This window comes from Megasphaera massiliensis (assembly GCF_036305205.1).
In the GTDB taxonomy this organism is placed as follows: domain Bacteria; phylum Bacillota; class Negativicutes; order Veillonellales; family Megasphaeraceae; genus Megasphaera; species Megasphaera massiliensis.
In genome coordinates this window covers 1-18,870 of record NZ_JAXIXE010000048.1, presented here as the reverse complement: position 1 = coordinate 18,870, position 18,870 = coordinate 1, and the positions used below count along the sequence as shown (strand labels likewise).

The following is an 18,870-nucleotide window of genomic DNA, read 5'->3' as shown; positions in this document are numbered from 1 at the left end:
TTTTATGAGTTTAGTAACCCAAAGAATGGAAGAACACGCCGCTGTCTTAGAAGCGACGAAAGCATTAATTCCCGATATTGAAAAAGCCGGGGCTCTCATTAAAGAAGCCCTGGCTTCAGGCCACAAAATCCTCTTTTGCGGCAATGGCGGCAGCGCCGCCGACTCGCAGCACTTGGCTGCTGAAATCGTCGGTCGTTTTCAGAAAGAACGGCCGGCCTTCCCGGCTATCGCCCTGACCGTCGACACGTCGATCTTGACGGCCGTCGGAAATGACTACGGCTTTGATACGGTATTCCGTCGTCAGGTCCATGCCCTTGGTGAAAAAGGAGATATCCTGATCGGTATTTCGACGTCCGGCAACAGCGGCAACGTCCTCGAAGCCATTGAAGAAGCCCATGCGAAAGGCCTTACGGTTATCGGCATGACGGCCTATGGCGGCGGTAAGATGAAAGATGCCTGCGACATCTGCCTGGCCATTCCGGCTAAGGTAACGGCACGGGCTCAAGAAATGCATATAATGATCGGCCATATTCTTTGTGAAATCGCTGAAGAAGATATGTAATTAACGGACGACGCTTTGGAACTGCTTGTTGTCTCTGATCTTATCGAAATGACTCTGGGTCCGGGCAGCCTCCTTTACGGATTCACCGCCGAGGTCAATGGCTTGTTTTAAATAAGGCAGGGCTTGGTCTGCTTTTCCCAGGTCGCCGTAAATTGTCGCAATGCCGTAATAACTCCACGTGTTTCCCGGGTCGGCTGAGATGACATTTTTAAAGTACGTAATGGCCTTATCGTACTGGCCGTCGATTTTACAGGCCAGGGCCATGTTATACAAAGAGGCCATATCTTTTGGGGCTAACTGCAGGGCCTCTTCGATAAGGGCAATGCCCTGCTCAACGTCCTTTTTATTTCCCGTTTCATTGCCGCGCATGGCCAGAGTAACGCCTTTGTTGCTGAGAGCCTGATAGTTGTCGGCGTCGAGGGAAAGGGCTTTGTCGAAGTCGAGAAGGGCTTTGTCATAGTCTCCAGCCTGATAGTTTTTAATCCCTTCGTCGCTGGCGGCTTTAGAATCGGTCTTGATGGCCGGGGCAGAAGGGGCTTTCGTGGCCTGTATGGGCTTTGCCTGCTGCGATGATATCGGCTGGGGGCTGCACCCGCTGGTCCACACGGCGGCTGCGGCTAGGAGCAGGATTGCTGCGTATTTTTTATTCATCGTTATTTCTCCTATTCGTCAGTCTGGAAAACATATGAAACAAATCATTAATAAATGGGATATTCTCCTCGTTGCCGTCCTCCTCGTTTTATCCCTTATTCCGGAGGGTATCTTTTACATGACCGGGAATGATGCGGCTGTTCACGATACGTATGCTGTCATCCAAGTCGACGGCAAAATATATAAAGAAGTCCCCTTGTCAGGTCATCAGGGAACGGAGACGATTCCTATCAAGACGGACCACGGCTATAATCTGGTCGTCGTCAAAGATGATACCATTGGCATCGTCGAAGCGGACTGCCCGGATAAAATCTGTATCGGCGAGGGCTTTATCAGCCGTCCCGGGGCAACCGTCGTTTGCCTGCCTCATAAGCTGCTGATCGAAGTCAAGTCTGCCGGGGGCGGCGAACCGGATGTCATTCCGGCTCATTAGAGGTGGCTTATGAAAAAAACGTTTCGCATCATCATGTTGAGCCTGTTTATCGCTCAATCCTTAGTCCTATATATCGTCGAAGGCATGCTTCCCGTTCCTTTTATTGCGCCGGGGGCTAAGCTGGGGCTGGCCAATTTGATTACGGTCATCGCCATGTACTCCCTGCCGCGAAAACGGGATGTCTGCCTTATTCTCTTCGTTCGCGTTCTCTTGGCGGCCGCTTTTGGCGGTGGGATTAACGCATTCTTTTACAGCGTGGCCGGTGCGGTCCTCAGTTTAGGCGTCATGCTCCTTCTCAAGGGAGCCGGGAAGTTTTCGATTCTCGGCGTCAGCATGGCCGGCGGCATCTTCCATAATCTCGGGCAGGTCCTCGTTGCCTCGCTGGTCGTGGCCAACCTTAAAATCATGCTGTACCTGCCGGTTCTGGCCGTAGCCGGAGCGGGAACGGGGCTTCTCATCGGCATTACCTCGGTATTTACCCTGAGGCATTTGAAGAAACTACCAATCTATAAAAGGATGCAGGAATAATTACATCGGATATGATGGCCTTAGGGCTGTAAGCTGACGGAGTCTATGATTTCGTCAGCTAATTTTATCTTATCATCCTTATTTTCATCACAGGCCACGACGACAATCCAGGTCACAGGCCCGTCTGAAAATCCAAGGAGGCGCGCCCGCATGGATCTTTTTTCGTAGGTAAAGGTTGCGTTGCGGACTACGGCGGGTTTTCCGTCCAGCGTCCGTTCTTCTTGCGTGGTTGAAACGTTTTCGGCTCCGATTTTGGCTAAGACCGCCTGTGTTGTCGTATCGACCGTCTGGGCAAGGTTCTGTCGGACGGCGTCTTCTTGTTTTAGGTGGAGGTCATCGGCCATTTTTCGGACGTCGACACGGTTGGTGTAAACGGCGATGTAAAGACCGGCATCGTTTTCACCGTAGAGGCGACTGCCTTCATAATAAGGCTTGGCGGCGGGACTTACGGGAATGGGCAGGTCGAAGCTTTGCAGGTTGCCCGGTAATTTTATGGAAATAGCCGAACCGAGGCCGTCGACACGTTTTTCTTTTAAGGTGATGGTATAGCAGGCCGTCAAGGTAAAGGCCAAAATGGGCAGCAGTACGATCAGAATCAGAAATCGAATTCGCGTGTGAATCATAAAATACCTCGCAGAACGTAGACAGAAGATGATATCCGTTTTTCTTCAAACCGCTTATTTACGGGCTTCACGGAAGGCATCGGCCAGTGAGAAAGTAAGGGGCCCGGTGACTTTAGTAGCGTCGATGATAGGCTGCATGATGTGGCGGAATTCATCGCTCTTCTTGGATAATACATATAGTTTTGAAGTGTTGCGGGCATCCCACAAGGCGTCGTGCATTTGGCCGTCGAAGGTTTCGCCAAGGGTGCTGACCGCTTTATCAAGGGATATGACGTTGTCGAGCCCCAGAAGATTGCAGTAAATCTGTTGGAAATTCTGCCAGTGTTCGAGCATCCAGCGGACGCGTTCATCTTCTTTGGCATTGGTAATTTTGAGACGGAGTTCGCTGTCGAGCTGACGCCAGTCGTTTTCGCTCCAGGCATACATCTCGTAATCGTTGGGACAGCCTTCATTGCACCAGGTGAGAAAGTGACCGAAGGCTTCAGTGAAATGGGGCTTTCCCTTTAACATTTCCATCGTAATGCCCGTCAATTCTTGGCAAGTCTGATTCATGGCCGTCGTGTATTCCGGCATGACGTATTCTTTGTAGGCTGAGATTTCATTGCCTTCTTCGTCTATCTTGACGGCACCGATTTCGATGATTTCGCCCTTACACGTTCGGCGTGCTTCTTTTTGGTCTCGCCCGATGGGGTTCATCTCGAAGTCGACGAATACTGCTTTCATAGGTCAGGCTCCTTTCTGATTCATGATGATAATTTTTATTATACCATAATAAAAAGGCCTCGTGCAGAAGATATTATGCACGAGGCCTTGTAGTGTCTATCTTTTTTGAAGGCTGTCTTTTAGAAGCGATGGCTTAGAATGCCGGGAGAATCGTTCCTTGGAAGTGTTCGTCGATGAACTGTTTAATCGGGGCAGACTGATAAATAGCGAGGACCTTTTTGTAGGTTTCGTTGTTTTCATCGCCTTGGCGAACGACGAGTACGTTGGCATACGGCGAGTCCTTCGATTCAACGAGGAGGGAATCCTTCTGCGGGTTCAGACCGGCCGGAATGGCGTAGTTGGTGTTGACGCAGGCCAGGTCCGTGTCATCGAGAGAACGGGGAATCTGAGCGGCATCGAGTTCGACGAACTGGAGATTTTTCGGATTGGCCGTAATGTCCGTTACCGAAGCGTCTACGGAGTTGCCGTTCTTCAAGGTAATCAGGCCGGCCTGTTGGAGCAGGAGCAAGGCCCGGGCACCGTTGGTCGGGTCGTTCGGAATCGTTACCTTGGCGCCGTCGGCGACGTCTTTGAGATCTTTATATTTATGGGAATAAACGGCCATGGGCAGGATAATCGTCTTGCCGATGGAAACGAGCTTTAAGCCCTGTTTCTTGACGACGTTATCGAGGTACGGCTGGTGCTGCATGGAGTTCATATCGAGGTCTCCGTCAGCCAGGGCCTTGTTGGGCTGGACGTAGTCGTTGAATTCGACGACTTTGATGTCGAGGCCTTGTTTGGCAGCTTCTTTGGCGACTTCTTCCATGACTTCTGCATGGGGACCGGCGGTGACGCCGACTTTGATTTCTTTCTTGTCACCGGAGGCAGCGGAATCGCTGGAGGAACCGCAGCCGGCGACAGCCAGGCAGGCCGTGGCGATGAGGAGGGCTGCAAAGACTTTTTTTACCGTTATTTTCATGTAAATCATATCCTTTCTGAAAGTAAATGGAAGTTGTCGCTCAAAAAGAAAAGCCGTCATTCAGATGACGGCTCGGATTGCGATTCGTTCATCTGCCGGTAATATACCGCTGGACTTGGCACCTATCCCGATTGGGGGTTGCCGCAGCGTCATCGGGCCATTCCCTCGGCTGCTCTTGATGAAAGACAATGTGTTGTTGATGGTGTATATAGTACCATTGAGAGAATACACTGTCAAGTCCTTTTTTGCTTTTCTTGAGAATTTTTTTGTCTCATGTTATAATGAACCTACTCATCGGAGGGCTTTATACCCGTATTGTATCAGGCTGGATAAGATGTCGCAGCAGCCATTGTCCGGAGGTCCTGCAAGTCCGTATATTTGCAGGTCGACGTAAGGGCAGTCAGGTCTGTTGTGGTTTTTTATCCGGCTTTTTTTGCGCACATAGCTTCGAGGTGATAAAATATGCAGTTTGAACGGGATTTACATTGGCAGATTTATTCGGCAAAAGCCTTTTACTTTATCGGCGGTTTCGGCTTTACGACGTGGGCGTCGCTCATTCCTTTCTTGAAACGGAACCTGGCGATACCGGCCGACCACTTGGGCTTTCTCTTGCTGGGAATCGGCCTCGGGGCCTTGATCATGATGATGCTGGCCGGTACCATTGCGGCCCGTCTCGGCTGCCGTCGTTCCTTGACCATCGCCGGCTTTTGCATCGCTGCCTTTTTGAATCTCTTGTGCTACATGCCGGCCTATGGGCTGGCTGTCCTGACGGCGGTCTGCCTCGGCGCTTCTTTAGGCCTCATGGATGTCGTCGTCAATATCAATGGCATCTTTATCGAACGAAAAGTTCGTACGCGCATCATGTCGGGCTTGCAGGCCATGTGGTCTCTGGGCAATTTCATGGGCGCCGCCTTCTTTGCCTTTTTGCTCCAATTCCACCTGCCCTGGCAGGGCGTAGCCTTTGCCAGTTCGGCTGTCATCATGGCCTGCGTTTTCTTTTTCGGGCCTCACTTGCACAATGAACGCCAGGCGGCTCAGAAACGGCCGCACTTCATACGGCCTAAGGGCCAAATCGCCGTCATCGGCCTTATTTGTATGATTGCCTTTCTCGTCGAAGGCGCTATCGATGACTGGAGCGGCGTCTTCATGACCCTTGAAAAGGGCATCGATATCTCCCGGTCGGGCTTGGGGCTGACCTTGTTTACGGCTTCGTCCTTCATCACCCGCCTGGCAGGGGATACGCTGACTATGCATTGGGGGCCGCGGCGCCTTCTTGCCCTGTCCCTGCCCATTGCCTTTTTGGGATTTATCGGACTCTTGACGATCAGCGAAGGCTGGCTGCTCTTCCTGTCCTTCATTTTAATCGGTCTCGGTACGGCCAACACGGTACCTATTTTCTATTCCCTCTTGGGGCGGCAGAAAGTCATGCCTATTTCTGACGCCGTTTCGTCGGTCAGTACCATCGGCTACGCCGGCATCCTTTTGGCGCCGGCCCTCCTTGGCTTTATCGGCCGGACCTATTCGCTGTACGCGTCTTTCAGCCTGGTCACGGTCCTCTTGGTCGTCATGGCGGCCATTTCCTTAAAAATCGTAAAAGAATAATCGCTGCCGCCGGAACGATGGGGGCATAAAAAAACTACGGCCTTATGAGCAATCCCTCATAAGGCCGTAGTTTTTTATGCGTCGATGACTTTTCCCGGATTTAAGATACCCTTCGGGTCGAGGGCCCGTTTGATGGTCTTCATGATGGTCAGTTCGCCCTTGGGCGTGAACTGTTCCATGTATTTCAGCTTTTTGGCGCCGATACCGTGTTCGCCGGCCAGGCGGCCGCCGACGCTGTAGGCATAGGCGTATACTTGTTGATGGAATTCTTCGACGTTTTTGTCCCACTCTTCGTCGCTCATATCCATCTTGCAGAGGACGATGTGCAGGTTGCCGTCGCCGATGTGAGCATTGATTTTAACTTCAAAGGGATAATTTTGACCGATGTCCATGATTTTTTCGATCGTTCCGGCAATCTTATGAACCGGTACGACGACGTCGTCGGTCAGGAATACCTTGCTCTGGAGTTCGACTGAGGTCTGGCAGTTGCGGCGCATATTCCAAATGCGGTCGTCGGCTTCGAGGACGTTTACAGCCCCCGATTCTTCACAGATCGTGCAGACTTTGTCCATTTTGGTGTCCAATTCGTCTTCCTGGAAGGTTTCGACGGTGATGATGACGTAAATGCCGTCGTCGTAATGGGGCATGTCCTTGTAATGGCAGTAATCGGCACAGCCGCGGACGTACGAGTTGTCCATGTATTCGACACTGGTCGGATCGATACCGGCTTTCATCAGCTTGGGGACCATGTGCAGGGCCTTGCGCGGATCGGTGTAGACGGCCAGGACGTCGAAGCGGTACGGCGGCAGGGGGATGAGCTTTACCGTCACCTTGGTGATGATGCCGAGCGTTCCTTCACTGCCGATGATGAGCTGTTCCAAGTCGTAGCCGGTCGAGCTCTTTTTGAGGATACGGCCGCATTCGACGATGTCTCCTGTCGGGGTGACGACTTCCAGGCAGTAGACCTGGTCGCGGGTGACGCCGTAGCGGACGGCGCGGAGGCCGCCGGCATTGGTTGCCAGATTGCCGCCGATGAGGCTGCTTTCGGCGCTCGACGGGTCGCCGGCATACATGAGGCCGACTTTTTTGGCTTCGTTTTGAAGGTCAATCGTGCGGACGCCGGCTTCGACAGTCATGTACATGCCGTCTTCGTTCAGTTCGATGATTTTATTGAGGCGGTCCATACAAAGGACCAGGCCGCCGCAGACGGGAATGGCTCCGTCGGCAAGACTCGTGCCGCCGCTGCGGACAGTAATGGGAAAGTCATACTCATTGGCCAATTTGACGATGGCCGAGATTTCTTGGGCATTGGCCGGCAGGACTGCGGCGTCCGGCACGTGGAACATGGCCGGGTTCGTTTCGTAGTCCGTCTGGTACTGCAAGAGCAGGTCGCGGTCGGTCTTAACGTATGTCGGGCCGGTGATGGCCTTTAACTTTTCAATGATTTCGGGCGTAATAGGTTGAAAGTTTTTCACAAAAGGGAACCTCCTTTAATTTGTGTTGTCTTATTCTACCACGCCATCCGTCCTTAGGGAAGGTTTTTAGAATTTAAAGTCGATCGTTGCCGATACGCCGACGCCCTGGACGCGGCTCAGATTGCTGACGTCCGTCGATTCGATCGGGATCAGGGCGTTGGCACGGGCAATGCCGTTAAAGGACGCTTCGAGTTGGGCGACGGCCTTTACTTTATCGACCTGAGCCGTCGGTCCGACAACCTGGACGGCACCGATGTATTTGCCCGTGCCGACACTGACGATGGGAACGACTTTCGTCGCGTAATCCGTGCCGACGCCGTTCTTCATGAGCAGTTTATTGAGAAAATCGTTGATGGAGTCGCCGTATTTCGATACCAAAACGGTGATGCCGCCTACCTTTAAGATAGAGCCTAAATTGAAAGCCTGGACGGCGGTGCCGCCGGCAAAACCGAGCAGGGATGCAATGGTGACAGCTGCGATAACTTGTTTTTTCATAAGAAATACCTCCTAATGATGTTTTGAAATGGAACTGCCGCGAGCCAATGAGGCGGCTGCGGCGAAAAAGCAAAGGGCAGACAACAGGATGAAAGAGACGTGAAAGGCGCTGAGGACGCCGTCCTTGTAGACGGCAGCCTGTTCCGTTTCGGTCGTCATGATGAAGGTGACGGCAGCCATGCTGAAGGCTTGTCCCAAGTTGCGGGACAAGGCCAGGACGCTCGAGGCGATGCCGTGATGCATCTTTTTGACCGAGCCCATGATGGCACTGTTGTTGGGCGCTCCGAACAAGGCTGCGCCCAGGCCGATGAGGGCCAAAATCAGGCCTGCCTTACCGACGGAGATATCGGTGAAGACGGCGAAGGCCAACAGTCCCGGTGCGGTCAGGAACAGGCCCAGGGAGGCAATGCCTCGCGGTCCGTACTTATCGGATAAATCGCCGGCCCGCGGCGAAAAAATCGCCATGACCAGGGGCTGGATCAATAAGACGGTGCCGGAGATCGCCGGCGTGAGGCCGAGGACGACCTGCAGGTAGAGGGACAAGAGAAACGACACGGCATAGGTCGCGCTGTACTGGATGAGGGCAGCCAGGTTGGACATGGAAAAGGTCAGGCTGCGAAATAAGTAGAGCGGCAGGAGCGGGTGAAAAGACCGGCCTTCGTGGACGACGAAGATGATCGAAAGGACGAGTCCTGCGTAAAAGAAAACACCATTGTCTGAAAAAGATGACAGGCCGTATAAGGTGCAGAGAATGGCGCTGACCGACAGGACCGAGCTGACGGCATTGACGAAAGGAGCCCCGTTTTCATACCATTCTTTTTGGACAGGACGGATGAAGAGGTATGAAAGGAGAACCAGTACGGCTGCCAAGAGAAAGATACAGCGCCAGCCGATGAACTCCGTCAAGGCGCCGCCGATGACAGGTCCCAAAGAGAGCCCGAGATACGTCAAAGCGACGGATTGACCGATGATGTGGCCCTGACGGGATTCATCGGTCGTGGCTAAGAGCAGGGGCATATAGGATACATAGATGCCGGCCAAGGCGATGCCCTGAAGGGCCCTCAGTCCGATAAGGATGGGAAGCGTCGGGGCCAAGGCAGCCCCGATGGATGACAAGGCCAGGACTATCAAGGCGGCAGAGTACGTTCTTCGCCTGCCGTGGACGTCTGATACCTTTCCTAAAGGAAGCAGAAATGCCGCCGTCGTCATCAGGAACAAGGTGACGACCCAGCTCATGCGGTCCGGTGTCGTGCTGAATTGGTCGGCCATGACCGGAATGGCGATGTTGATCGATGTAGACAGAAAAGGGCCGACAAAGCTTATCAGGCAAATTGAATAAAAAATACGCTTTTCTGTCGTCATCGCTGCACCTCACTCATGTCACTGTCATAAATACATTATACCAGTATATGCGGGCAGGGTGAATTCTTTATTAAAAAAACGCAATGTATAAAACTGTTTTGTCCTTTTGAAAAATAAGTTTTTCTCGTGATAAGAGATGTAGAACTTGGAGATTTATGGTATAGTAAAAGAAAAATTGTTGAAAAAGGAGGGATTTACTATGGATTTAGGACTTCGAGGCAAGGTTGTCGTCGTCACCGGCGGTACGGCCGGCATCGGTCTGGCAACGGCCAAGGCCTTTTTACAGGAAGGAGCATCGGTTGCTGTCTGCGGCCGGCGTCGGGAACTTCTCGATGAAACCGTAAAAACACTGGGAGAGGCTGTCTTTGCCTGTCAGGCCGATATGACTGATGAAGCCGATGTTTCTTCCTTTGCCCATCAGGTCTATGCTCATTTCGGCCGGATCGACGTGTGGGTCAATAATGTCGGAGCCTCTATTGCCCGTCAGGGCGACTGGTATACGCCTTCCGAAATAGACGCTCACTACGCGGTCAACTTTAAGTCCGTCGTCATGGGCAGTCAAGCGGCCATTCCCTTTTTAGAGAAACAGGGAGGGGTCATCATCAACGTATCGTCCCTGGCCGCCCGGTGTGCGACTTCGGGCCGGGCGACGCTCTACGGGGCCATGAAGGCCGCCGTCGTAAACTATACCAATACCCTGGCCGGGGAAGTGGCCGCCAAGGGAATTCGCGTTCTGGCCATCATGCCGGGCTTCACCCGGACGCCTCTCGTTGCTGAAACCATCGATGCCGATGAACTTCAAAAGCAGGTCAAAGAATGTCTCCTGCGCCGGCCTGCCAGTCCCGAAGAAATTGCCGGCCCCATTGTCTTTCTGGCCAGTCAGCAGGCGGCCTATATGAATGCCGCCGTCATCGAGGTCTCGGGCGGCCGCAACGTGACCTTGAATCCCGGGTATTCCTACGGTGATTGATCTATTTTTTACGAAATATAAAAAAACTTTTTTGAAACTATACTTGACAAGAGATGTTTTAATGTGTACTATTGTTGTAGACATTGAGAAATGCAATGACCAAAACAAGTACACATAGGAAGAGACAACAGAGAAGACGGGTCACCGGCTGAAAGCCCGTTTGGCCTTGGAATATGGTGGAATGCATTTGGGAGCAGGATGAAGGAATTGAGTATGTCATCCCGTATTACCGACGTTACCGGTTTCGAGTGGCAGCACTAGGCTGCAATTCAGAGTGGAACCGCGGTCCGCCGTCTCTGTTGTAGAGATTGGCGGCTTTTTTTGTATGATTTTCTGATTATTCGATATTGTATGCAGGGGGAGTTATGATGACACAACGTAAAAAAGACTTAGTTTTAGCAGCCATGGACGGCAAACCGGTTGAACGCGTCCCTTCCGGTTTTTGGTTTCATTTCTTAGACGATGAAATCCAGGCCAATGCTTTCGAACATCCGGAATTGACGGAAAAGGTCTTCGCCGGCCAGACCCGCTACATCGATGAAGCCAAACCGGACTTCGTTAAAATCATGACCGACGGTTTTTTCCCTTATGAAAATGAAACGGCTATGAACCTTAAGACGGCGGCTGATTTTAAAAAGATTAAACCCTTAGCCGATGACGATAAGTGGTTTACCCAGCAGATCAACTATGCGAAACGCCTTACAGCTCGTTATGGCGATGAATTGGCCATGTTCTTCAACGTATTCTGTGCCGGAACGACGGTCAAGTTCATGCAGGCCGACCTCGATGCCAGTGAAGCCTTCCTGGCCAATGCCGTCAAGGAAGACCCAAAGGCCGTACGTCAGGGCTTGGATGTCATTTCCCATGATTTGGCGAAACTTGCCAAACGGCTGATTACCGAAGGCGGTGTCACCGGCATTTACTTCAGCCTTCAGAATTTATTGGGCATTTCGCCGGAGCTGTACAAAGAGGTCTTGGAACCGGGAGAAAAAGAAATCTTAGCCGCTGCCAACAGCGTCAGCGACTACAATATTCTCCACATCTGCGGTTATGCCGGTCACCGCAATGACCTTTCCTTATATAAAGATTACGATGTAAAAACCGTAAACTGGGCCGTTGTCGTAGAAGGCGTCCCCATTCCGGAAGGCCGGAAAATCCTCAACAATCGCCCGGCTTTAGGCGGTTTTGGAAACTTAGATTCTGAATTGTTGTATAAGGGCTCGAAAGAAGAAATTCAAGCTGAAACGAAGCGGATTTTAGCAGAAGCCGGTCGACAGGGCGTCCTTCTCGGCGCTGACTGCACCGTTCCGCGTGATATCGATTGGAATCATTTTGAGTGGGTTCGTGAAGCTGCCCGATAGGCAGAGAGAGGAAGATGAAAATGAAGTTTACCATGAAAAAGTTAGGGAAAGCCGTATTGACGGCAGCATTAGTCGGTGTCGTAGCAGCAGTCCTTGCCGGCTGCGGTAAACAGAGCGATTCTGCCGCCGGTGGCGGAGACGGCCAGAAAAAGGTCGTCAACGTGGCCTTTACCAACTACTACGTGCCTTATGATTTCGTCAATGATAAGGGCGAGCCCGACGGCTTTGAAGTTGCCGTCATGCAGGAAGTAGCCAAGAAGCTGCCCCAGTATACCTGGAAGTTTACACCGACCTCGGACGATGATTTGCTCATCGGCGTCGAATCGGGTAAATACACAATCGGTACGAAGGGAATCTGGAAAACGGAAGCTCGGGAAAAGAAATACATCTTCCCGAAAAACTACATTGGCGCCAGTGTCATCGGCTTAGTCATCCGTAAAGCCGACGCTGATAAGATCCATGACATGGATTCCTTTGCCCAGTACAGCGGCAAACTCGTTCCCATTGCACCTCAGGATGCCCGCTACATGGTCATCGATACCTATAATAAGGAACATCCTGACAAACAGATCAAGCTTCAGTCGTCGGAAGCCTTCCAGATTGCCGACGCTTACAGCTGGGTCATGGAAGGCCGCTATGACGGCTACCTCGAAGTTGAACTGAGCTACAAGAACAACATCGTCAAAGACGATGCACCGTACCACAAATTCAACGACAGCCTGACCTACATCCGCTATAAAGGCATTCCGACCTACCCCTTGTTCAATAAGAAAGAACAGAAATTGGCTGACGAAGTCGACCAGGCCATCGATGAACTGCGCAAGGAAGGCAAGATTGCCGAACTGGAACAGAAATACTTTGGCGAAAGCCTGTCTAACTATATTACGCAGTAAAGGCGAAGGAGGACGTTTTGATGGATACACGTGTGTTTAATCCGTCTGTTATCTTCTCGGTTATGCCGGATTTATTGTCGTATCTGTCGGTAACGCTGCTGGTAGCCGTTTCAAGCATTGTATTAGGTTCCCTCTTAGGGATGGGCCTGACCTGGGCAAAACTCGGACGCATCCGGGTTTTGCGCTGGCTGGCGCACGGGTACACTTACATCTTGAAGTGTACCCCTCCTATCGTGCTGCTGTTCATTGTCTTTTATGGACTGCCCAAGCTGATAGAATCGATGACGGATTATGATATTAATGATACCAATCGGGCTCTGTTTGCAATCATTACTTTTACCCTTTTGTTCGGAGCCTATATTTCGGAAGTCTTTCGGGCGGCTTATCAAGCTGTGCCCAAAGGACAGTATGAAGCCGGAGTCAGCATCGGCATGACGCCGTTCCAGACCTTTTATCAGGTCATGCTGCCCCAGGCGGCCCTTATTGCCCTGCCTAATTTCGGCAATTCGACGATTAACTTGCTTAAAGAAGGGGCCTTGGCTTATACGATCGGCCTCATCGACCTGATCGGTAAGGGGAATTTGATCATCGCTCAAAATTTTGGAGCCTATAGTATTGAAATTTATCTGGCCTGTATGATCATTTACTGGATCATGACCCTGATCATTGAAAAGGGATTTGCTCTCTTGGAGGGCGTCCTCGACAAGGGCGTCCATATGGGTCATGCCCGGGCGGGAGGAGGTGAGCCGTAAATGGAACTCGATTATGGTTTTATGATTGAAACGTTTTATAAGATCTGGGACGGTATCGGCGTTACCTTAGGGCTGACGGCTCTGTCACTGATCATCGCTCTTCCCATCTCCTTTTATATGGCCGTCATTCGCCTGCGGGGGCATAAACTGGGGACGGGGATTACGAGATTTTATATTTCCTTTGTCCGCGGAACCCCGTTGGTACTACAGATTTTATTGATGTACAGTCTCTTGCCGAGCTTCCTTAACTTCGCATTGAAGTCCATGGGCTCGTCCTTCAATATCTTTGAAAGCGTCAATCCTTTCTGGTATGCCGTCATCGTCTTTTCTCTCAATACTATCGCCTTGTTAGCCGAAGTATTCCGCTCGGCCTTGATGAGTATCGATAAGGGACAGATGGAAGCCGGCGTATCCGTTGGGCTTTCGGAATGGCAGACCTATCGCCAAATCATCATTCCCCAGGCCATGGTCGTCGCCCTGCCGGCGGTCAGCAATATTACGGTGAATTTGATCAAGGGCACGTCGCTGGCATTCCTGATGACGGTCAAAGACGTACTGGCTATCGGGAAAATTGCCGCCTCGTACGGCTATAACTATATTGAAGCCTATTTGGATGTCTTCGTCGTTTACATCATCGTCTGCACGATTGTCCAGCTCGTTTACCGCATAGCTGAAAAACGAATCGGTGCCTTCCGTGCCGTGTAAGGAGAGTATGCCTATGTTAATGTCTATTAAAAACGTCCGTAAGAAGTTTGGCGGCGTAGAGGTCTTAAAAGACCTCAATATGAAAATCAATAAAGGAGATGTCGTCGTCATCCTGGGCCCTAGCGGTTCCGGGAAGACGACCTTCCTGCGGTGTCTTAACTTTCTCGAACGGGCTGACGAGGGGCAGATGGAATTTGCCGACATGAACATCGATTTAAGCAAGCCTTCCGATAAGGAGATTGCCGCTGTCCGCAAGAAGACGGCCTTCGTGTTCCAGGGATATAATCTGTTTGCCAACAAGACTGTTTTGGAAAACGTCATGCTCGGCCTGACGACGGGCCGCGGCATTCCTAAATCCGAAGCCGAACAGACGGCGCGGGATGCCTTGCAGCGCGTCGGCATGATCGACCGGGCCGATTACTATCCGGCTCAATTATCCGGCGGCCAGCAGCAGCGTGTCGGTATTGCCCGGGCCATTGCCGTCAATCCGGACGTTATCTTGTTTGACGAACCGACGTCGGCCCTCGACCCGGAACTGGTCGGCGACGTGCTGAAGGTCATGCGCGATTTGGCTAAAGCCGGGACGACGATGATCGTCGTCACTCATGAAATGAAATTTGCTTCCGACGTAGCTACCCATGTCATCTTTATGGATGGCGGCGTCATCGTCGAAGAAGGTTCATCGGAAGATATCTTCAAGCATCCGAAAGAAGAACGGACGAAACGATTCCTGCACCGCATTTTCTGTACCGCCTTTGACGGTCCGGACGAAGAGGAATAAAAGAAGCATAATAGAATATAAAAAGAGAAGGTCTTCCTCTCTATCAATCGATAGGGAAGGAGACCTTCTTTGTATGGTGCAGAATCTGTGTTTTGAGGAATCAACCGATGATGACGGAGACGATCTCGTCCGGTGTATCGACGAGAATGGAAGCTCCGTGGCTTTTCAGAAATTCGGTCGGCCGAAAGCCCCAGGTGACGCTGATGCAGTCGAGGCCGGCATTTTGGGCTGTCTGGATATCGATTTCAGAATCGCCGACGTATACGGCGTCTTCCGGTGCGAGGCCGAGGTCATGGAGCACTTTTTGGACCATGTCCGGAGCCGGCTTACGGCGGATTTGCGGCTGTTCACCAAGGACGCTGTCGAAGAGGTCCGGGAAATAGTCGGCAGCCAAGTCCTGTACGGCAGGATTCGGCTTGTTTGATACGACGGCCACTTTGACGTCCTTTTCGCGGAGGCGGCGAATCATGGTGCTGATGCCGTCGTATTCGCCGGTCTTTACGGCACAGTGAGCCGCATAATAAGGCTTATAGATGTCCTGGATGCGGGTGATTTCCTGAGGGTCGATTTGCGGGGTGACCTTGTCGCCGGGCTGGCCGATGGCTTCGAGTTCATCATACGAGGCGAGGCCCTGTTCAATCGCTAAGGCTCGCGTGATGGCAACGACGACACCGCTGCCGAAGAAGTTGCGAACATCGGCTGGCGCATAAGCATGGGCGTGGCCGGTCTGTGCTAAGGCATAGTTTAAGGCATCGGTCAGGTCATCTAAGGTGTTGAGGACCGTTCCATCCATATCAAAAATAACGGCATTGTATTTTTTGGTTGTCATGAGAGAGCCTCCTGCATGTTCTTTTTACCGGAACAGTTTAACGTTCAACGGCCCGGTTGTCAAGTCAGGCTGCTTTGGTAAATCTTTTCTAAGTTGTCCTGCATGCGGTCGAGGTAAGACTTGCCGTCTTCACTGGTTTCAATGGTGTGGATCGTCTCTACGCGGGCGCCGACTTCGCGGGCTAAGGTTTCTGACGTTTCGGGACTTACCATGTCTTCGACGAAGATGGTCTTTACGTTATGGGCCCGGCAGTAATCGGCAAGCCTTGCCAGCTGGCGGGCACTCGGCTCACCGCTGGAAAAGACCGATTCGACACTTTGTTGAGTCAGGCCGAAGTCTCGGCATAAGTAGGCAAAGGCGGCGTGGCCGGTGACAAAATCCTTGCGGGGCGCCTTCGCGAATTTGCCGGCATATTCGTCCTGCAGGGCTTGGAGCTGCCGGGTGTAGTTTTCGGCATTCTGCTGATAGTAGGCCTTGTTGGCCGGATCGGCCTCGGACAGTGCATCGGCGATGTTCCGCACTTCCTGCTGGGCGTTGATCAGGCTGAGCCAAATGTGCGGGTCATAGTCGCCGTGATCGTGGGCTTCTTCTTCATCGGTGAGTTTGATCGGTGTAATGCCTTGAGAGGCATTGACCGTGTGAAGGGACGTATTTTTGGCCGCATCGACGACTTTTGAAGCCCAAGGTTCCATGCCCAGTCCGTTGTAGACGAAGAGCTGCGATTGACCGAGGCGTTTGATGGTCTTCGTCGTCGGTTGGAATTCATGGGGCTCCGTTCCGTCGGGAATGAGGGTGTAAACATCGACTTTATCGCCGCCGACGGCTTGGGTAAATTCTTTTAAGGCGTCAAAGGTGACGGCGACCTTCAGTTTTCCGTCGTCTGGTACATCGGCCGTGGTGCCGCAGCCGGCCAGGACTGACAAGGTCATAGCCGCAATCAGAAGCATCAAGAACCGCGCCGGGAGACGGGAGTGATGAGATGACATAGATACCGACCTCCTATGGCGTTCATCGTATCACGACCGCCTTTTTTTGTCAATTACTTGCAAATGCCTTGCATTTTCGTTTGCGTAGAGATATAATAAACTACCGATAATTTTATGGCAGCGGAGGCAGTTATGATCGATTTACAACACGTTTACTTCTCTTATGAACACGGCGAGTATTTGCTCGAAGATATTAATATGACCATTCGGAATGGGGACTATATTTCCGTCGTCGGCGAAAACGGCAGCGGCAAGAGCACCCTGATTAAACTCATTTTGGGACTCCTCGTGCCGAGCCGCGGCGTCATTTCCAATACCTATCGTCATCGGGCTTATGTGCCGCAGCGCTTTGAAACGCTGAACAGCCAGTTTCCCATCACCGTCTGGGAAGTGCTCAACTGTTACCGGCAAGTCCTTCATTTAAAAGATAAGGACCTCATACGGACTTGTTTAGAGCAGATGGGGGTCTATGATTTAAAAGACCAGCTCATCGGCAGTTTATCCGGCGGTCAATGTCAGAAAGTCCTCATTGCCAGAGCTCTCATGGGGCATCCCGATCTGCTCATTTTCGATGAACCGTCGACGGGCATCGACGTCCGCAGTCAGGAAGAATTGTACCCCTTTATTAAGGATTTAAATGAGAATCAAGGGATTACAGTCCTTACGGTAGAGCATAATTTGAAATTTGCCGTCCGCAATTCGACGAAACTGTTCCACGTCGTCGGCGGCCATGGCCACTTCTGCTCGCCGAAGGCCTACCTCGATGAATATATGTCGGTTACGATGGGAGGGGAAGACTGATGTTTGAATATGCTTTTATGCAAAATGCCTTTATCGTAGCCATCCTCATTTCCATTGTCTGCCCTCTCATCGGCATCTTCCTCGTCCTGCGCCGCTATTCCATGATTGGTGACGCCTTATCCCATGCGTCTTTAGCCGGCGTTGCTGTCGGGTTACTCCTCGATTGGAACCCTGTCCTCGGCGCCTTTGGCCTGACCAGCTTTTTCGGCATCCTCATTGAAGTTCTGCGCAGTCGTTTCAGACGTTATGCCGAGTTGATTTTGGTTATTATCTTGTCCCTCTCCGTCGGCCTTGCCATTACCATCATCAGTGCCGGACTGGTTCATACCAATGTAGAGTCTTTCTTATTCGGCAGTATCCTCACGGTCTCGACGGACGATGTGTACGCCGTTATCGCCCTCAGCGTCGTTTCCATGGCCCTCATTGCCAAGCTCTATCCCCAACTGGTCATGCTGACCTTCGATGAAGACGGGGCCCAGATTGCCGGCGTTCACAGTAAAGTCGTCAATTATATTTTTTCTGTCCTGGTAGCGGCGACGATTTCCGTATCCATTCGCATCGTCGGTATCTTGGTCATCAGCTCTCTCATAGCCCTTCCCGTAGCGGCGGCCCTGCAGCTTCGAAAAGGCTTTCGTCAGACCCTGATGTATTCCATCTTTTTCAGTTTCGTCGATATTTTGTCGGGTCTGTTCTTGTCCTATTATATCGATGCTGCCCCCGGCGGAGTCACGGCCCTGACGGCTGTCGCCGTCTTGGTGCTGGTCATCATCTATAAAGAAGGGATTTTATCATGGAGAGAAAAGAGGCGTCAGTCATGAGTGATACGTATAAAGACTGCCTTCGTCAACATGGAATGAAGAGTACCAAGGCCCGCAATCTCGTACTGGATGTCTTGAGCTGTAAACAGACACTCGTCACGGTCGAAGCCGTTTATGCGGAACTTCTCGAAGGCGGGAATAAGGTCAGTTTTTCAACGGTTTATCGAATCTTGGAAATGTTTACCCAGCGGGATTTGACGGAAAAAATTTTTCTTCCCGACGAAGGGAAATACGGGTTTTCTCTGCGGCGGCCGGGCCATACACACCGTTTAATCTGTTTACAGTGCCATCAAATCGTAGACTTACCGCACTGTCCGCTCCATGATTATGAACGAGAAGTTGAAAAAAAGACTGATTTCGATATCGTCAGCCATAATCTCGAACTCTACGGGTACTGCCCTGCCTGCAAAAAAAAGCTCCCGCCGTCCGATGATATGCTCCCCTTTAGGTAGACATGAGAAATAATAAAATCTCATGCTGCTTGAAGGGGAGTATTTTTAATGCGAAAAACAAAGATATGTGCTCAAGAGAAATTACATACCGTCAAAGACATCCTCCAGGG

Annotated in this window: 22 protein-coding genes, 1 riboswitch and 1 other annotated feature; of the genes, 13 read left to right on the top strand and 9 right to left on the bottom strand. The window is 51.5% G+C overall.

What is annotated here, in order from left to right:
* Positions 1-4: 4 nt before the first annotated feature.
* Entirely contained in the window at positions 5-562 is a 558-nt protein-coding gene (gmhA, locus tag UCI88_RS10605) for a D-sedoheptulose 7-phosphate isomerase (RefSeq protein WP_044502895.1), read from the top strand.
* On the opposite strand, the gene UCI88_RS10600 is transcribed toward gmhA, so the two are convergent.
* Positions 563-1,213, bottom strand: a complete 651-nt coding sequence (locus UCI88_RS10600; protein ID WP_044502894.1) for a tetratricopeptide repeat protein — start codon at positions 1,211-1,213, stop codon at positions 563-565.
* A 34-nt stretch (positions 1,214-1,247) separates the two neighbouring features.
* On the opposite strand from UCI88_RS10600, the gene UCI88_RS10595 reads away from it, so the two are divergent.
* Positions 1,248-1,646, top strand: coding sequence for a NusG domain II-containing protein (locus tag UCI88_RS10595; protein WP_044502893.1), 399 nt, complete (start codon positions 1,248-1,250; stop codon positions 1,644-1,646).
* 9 nt (positions 1,647-1,655) lie between these two features.
* Positions 1,656-2,174 (top strand): Gx transporter family protein, encoded by a 519-nt coding sequence (locus UCI88_RS10590; protein WP_065359728.1) that lies wholly within the window; start codon positions 1,656-1,658, stop codon positions 2,172-2,174.
* Between the two features lie 20 nt (positions 2,175-2,194).
* Here UCI88_RS10590 and UCI88_RS10585 read toward each other — a convergent pair whose 3' ends face one another.
* The 3 genes from UCI88_RS10585 to UCI88_RS10575 all read right to left on the bottom strand — a co-directional run bounded on the left by UCI88_RS10585 (position 2,195) and on the right by UCI88_RS10575 (position 4,478).
* Complete coding sequence (locus UCI88_RS10585; RefSeq protein ID WP_256180349.1) at positions 2,195-2,797, bottom strand: hypothetical protein; 603 nt, start codon at positions 2,795-2,797, stop codon at positions 2,195-2,197.
* A 54-nt stretch (positions 2,798-2,851) separates the two neighbouring features.
* A complete protein-coding gene (locus UCI88_RS10580) occupies positions 2,852-3,520 on the bottom strand; it encodes a 3'-5' exonuclease (protein ID WP_256180348.1) in 669 nt (222 codons plus the stop codon).
* A 133-nt stretch (positions 3,521-3,653) separates the two neighbouring features.
* Positions 3,654-4,478 carry a MetQ/NlpA family ABC transporter substrate-binding protein gene (locus UCI88_RS10575; protein ID WP_044502889.1) on the bottom strand — a complete coding sequence of 275 codons (825 nt, stop codon included), beginning with the start codon at positions 4,476-4,478 and terminating at the stop codon, positions 3,654-3,656.
* 85 nt (positions 4,479-4,563) lie between these two features.
* A riboswitch (SAM riboswitch) is annotated at positions 4,564-4,663 on the bottom strand.
* A gap of 277 nt (positions 4,664-4,940) precedes the next feature.
* Between UCI88_RS10575 and UCI88_RS10570 the strand changes: the two genes are divergently transcribed.
* Complete coding sequence (locus tag UCI88_RS10570; RefSeq protein WP_256180347.1) at positions 4,941-6,080, top strand: MFS transporter; 1,140 nt, start codon at positions 4,941-4,943, stop codon at positions 6,078-6,080.
* A gap of 74 nt (positions 6,081-6,154) precedes the next feature.
* Here UCI88_RS10570 and UCI88_RS10565 read toward each other — a convergent pair whose 3' ends face one another.
* The 3 genes from UCI88_RS10565 to UCI88_RS10555 all read right to left on the bottom strand — a co-directional run bounded on the left by UCI88_RS10565 (position 6,155) and on the right by UCI88_RS10555 (position 9,412).
* Positions 6,155-7,555, bottom strand: coding sequence for an FAD-binding oxidoreductase (locus tag UCI88_RS10565; protein WP_044502886.1), 1,401 nt, complete (start codon positions 7,553-7,555; stop codon positions 6,155-6,157).
* A gap of 66 nt (positions 7,556-7,621) precedes the next feature.
* On the bottom strand, positions 7,622-8,050 hold the full coding sequence (locus tag UCI88_RS10560) for a hypothetical protein (protein WP_044502885.1): 429 nt from the start codon (positions 8,048-8,050) through the stop codon (positions 7,622-7,624).
* 12 nt (positions 8,051-8,062) lie between these two features.
* Complete coding sequence (locus UCI88_RS10555; RefSeq protein ID WP_256180346.1) at positions 8,063-9,412, bottom strand: MFS transporter; 1,350 nt, start codon at positions 9,410-9,412, stop codon at positions 8,063-8,065.
* Positions 9,413-9,611: 199 nt separating this feature from the next.
* Here UCI88_RS10555 and UCI88_RS10550 point away from each other — a divergent pair, with 199 nt between their 5' ends.
* From UCI88_RS10550 to UCI88_RS10525, 6 genes are all read left to right on the top strand, one after another.
* On the top strand, positions 9,612-10,382 hold the full coding sequence (locus UCI88_RS10550; RefSeq protein ID WP_256180345.1) for an SDR family NAD(P)-dependent oxidoreductase: 771 nt from the start codon (positions 9,612-9,614) through the stop codon (positions 10,380-10,382).
* 86 nt (positions 10,383-10,468) lie between these two features.
* Positions 10,469-10,683: a binding site (T-box leader), on the top strand.
* Positions 10,684-10,747: 64 nt separating this feature from the next.
* Positions 10,748-11,743 carry a uroporphyrinogen decarboxylase family protein gene (locus UCI88_RS10545; protein WP_256180344.1) on the top strand — a complete coding sequence of 332 codons (996 nt, stop codon included), beginning with the start codon at positions 10,748-10,750 and terminating at the stop codon, positions 11,741-11,743.
* A gap of 20 nt (positions 11,744-11,763) precedes the next feature.
* Positions 11,764-12,636, top strand: coding sequence for a transporter substrate-binding domain-containing protein (locus UCI88_RS10540; protein ID WP_226870323.1), 873 nt, complete (start codon positions 11,764-11,766; stop codon positions 12,634-12,636).
* 20 nt (positions 12,637-12,656) lie between these two features.
* Positions 12,657-13,388, top strand: coding sequence for an amino acid ABC transporter permease (locus tag UCI88_RS10535; protein WP_044502881.1), 732 nt, complete (start codon positions 12,657-12,659; stop codon positions 13,386-13,388).
* Positions 13,389-14,093, top strand: a complete 705-nt coding sequence (locus tag UCI88_RS10530; protein WP_256180343.1) for an amino acid ABC transporter permease — start codon at positions 13,389-13,391, stop codon at positions 14,091-14,093.
* A gap of 7 nt (positions 14,094-14,100) precedes the next feature.
* On the top strand, positions 14,101-14,874 hold the full coding sequence (locus tag UCI88_RS10525) for an amino acid ABC transporter ATP-binding protein (RefSeq protein ID WP_256180342.1): 774 nt from the start codon (positions 14,101-14,103) through the stop codon (positions 14,872-14,874).
* A gap of 100 nt (positions 14,875-14,974) precedes the next feature.
* On the opposite strand, the gene UCI88_RS10520 is transcribed toward UCI88_RS10525, so the two are convergent.
* Entirely contained in the window at positions 14,975-15,703 is a 729-nt protein-coding gene (locus tag UCI88_RS10520) for an HAD family hydrolase (protein WP_256180341.1), read from the bottom strand.
* Positions 15,704-15,762: 59 nt separating this feature from the next.
* Positions 15,763-16,689: a metal ABC transporter substrate-binding protein gene (locus UCI88_RS10515; protein WP_256180340.1), complete on the bottom strand. Its 927-nt coding sequence runs from the start codon at positions 16,687-16,689 to the stop codon at positions 15,763-15,765.
* Between the two features lie 132 nt (positions 16,690-16,821).
* Between UCI88_RS10515 and UCI88_RS10510 the strand changes: the two genes are divergently transcribed.
* The 3 genes from UCI88_RS10510 to UCI88_RS10500 are packed head-to-tail and all read left to right on the top strand — an operon-like array spanning position 16,822 to position 18,760.
* Positions 16,822-17,490 carry a metal ABC transporter ATP-binding protein gene (locus UCI88_RS10510; RefSeq protein ID WP_065360387.1) on the top strand — a complete coding sequence of 223 codons (669 nt, stop codon included), beginning with the start codon at positions 16,822-16,824 and terminating at the stop codon, positions 17,488-17,490.
* On the top strand, positions 17,490-18,308 hold the full coding sequence (locus UCI88_RS10505; protein WP_044502875.1) for a metal ABC transporter permease: 819 nt from the start codon (positions 17,490-17,492) through the stop codon (positions 18,306-18,308). Before UCI88_RS10510 ends, UCI88_RS10505 begins: the two co-directional genes overlap by 1 nt.
* The gene (locus tag UCI88_RS10500) at positions 18,305-18,760 is read left to right on the top strand and encodes a Fur family transcriptional regulator (RefSeq protein WP_256180339.1); all 456 of its coding nucleotides are present in this window, start codon (positions 18,305-18,307) and stop codon (positions 18,758-18,760) included. Before UCI88_RS10505 ends, UCI88_RS10500 begins: the two co-directional genes overlap by 4 nt.
* Positions 18,761-18,870: the final 110 nt, after the last annotated feature.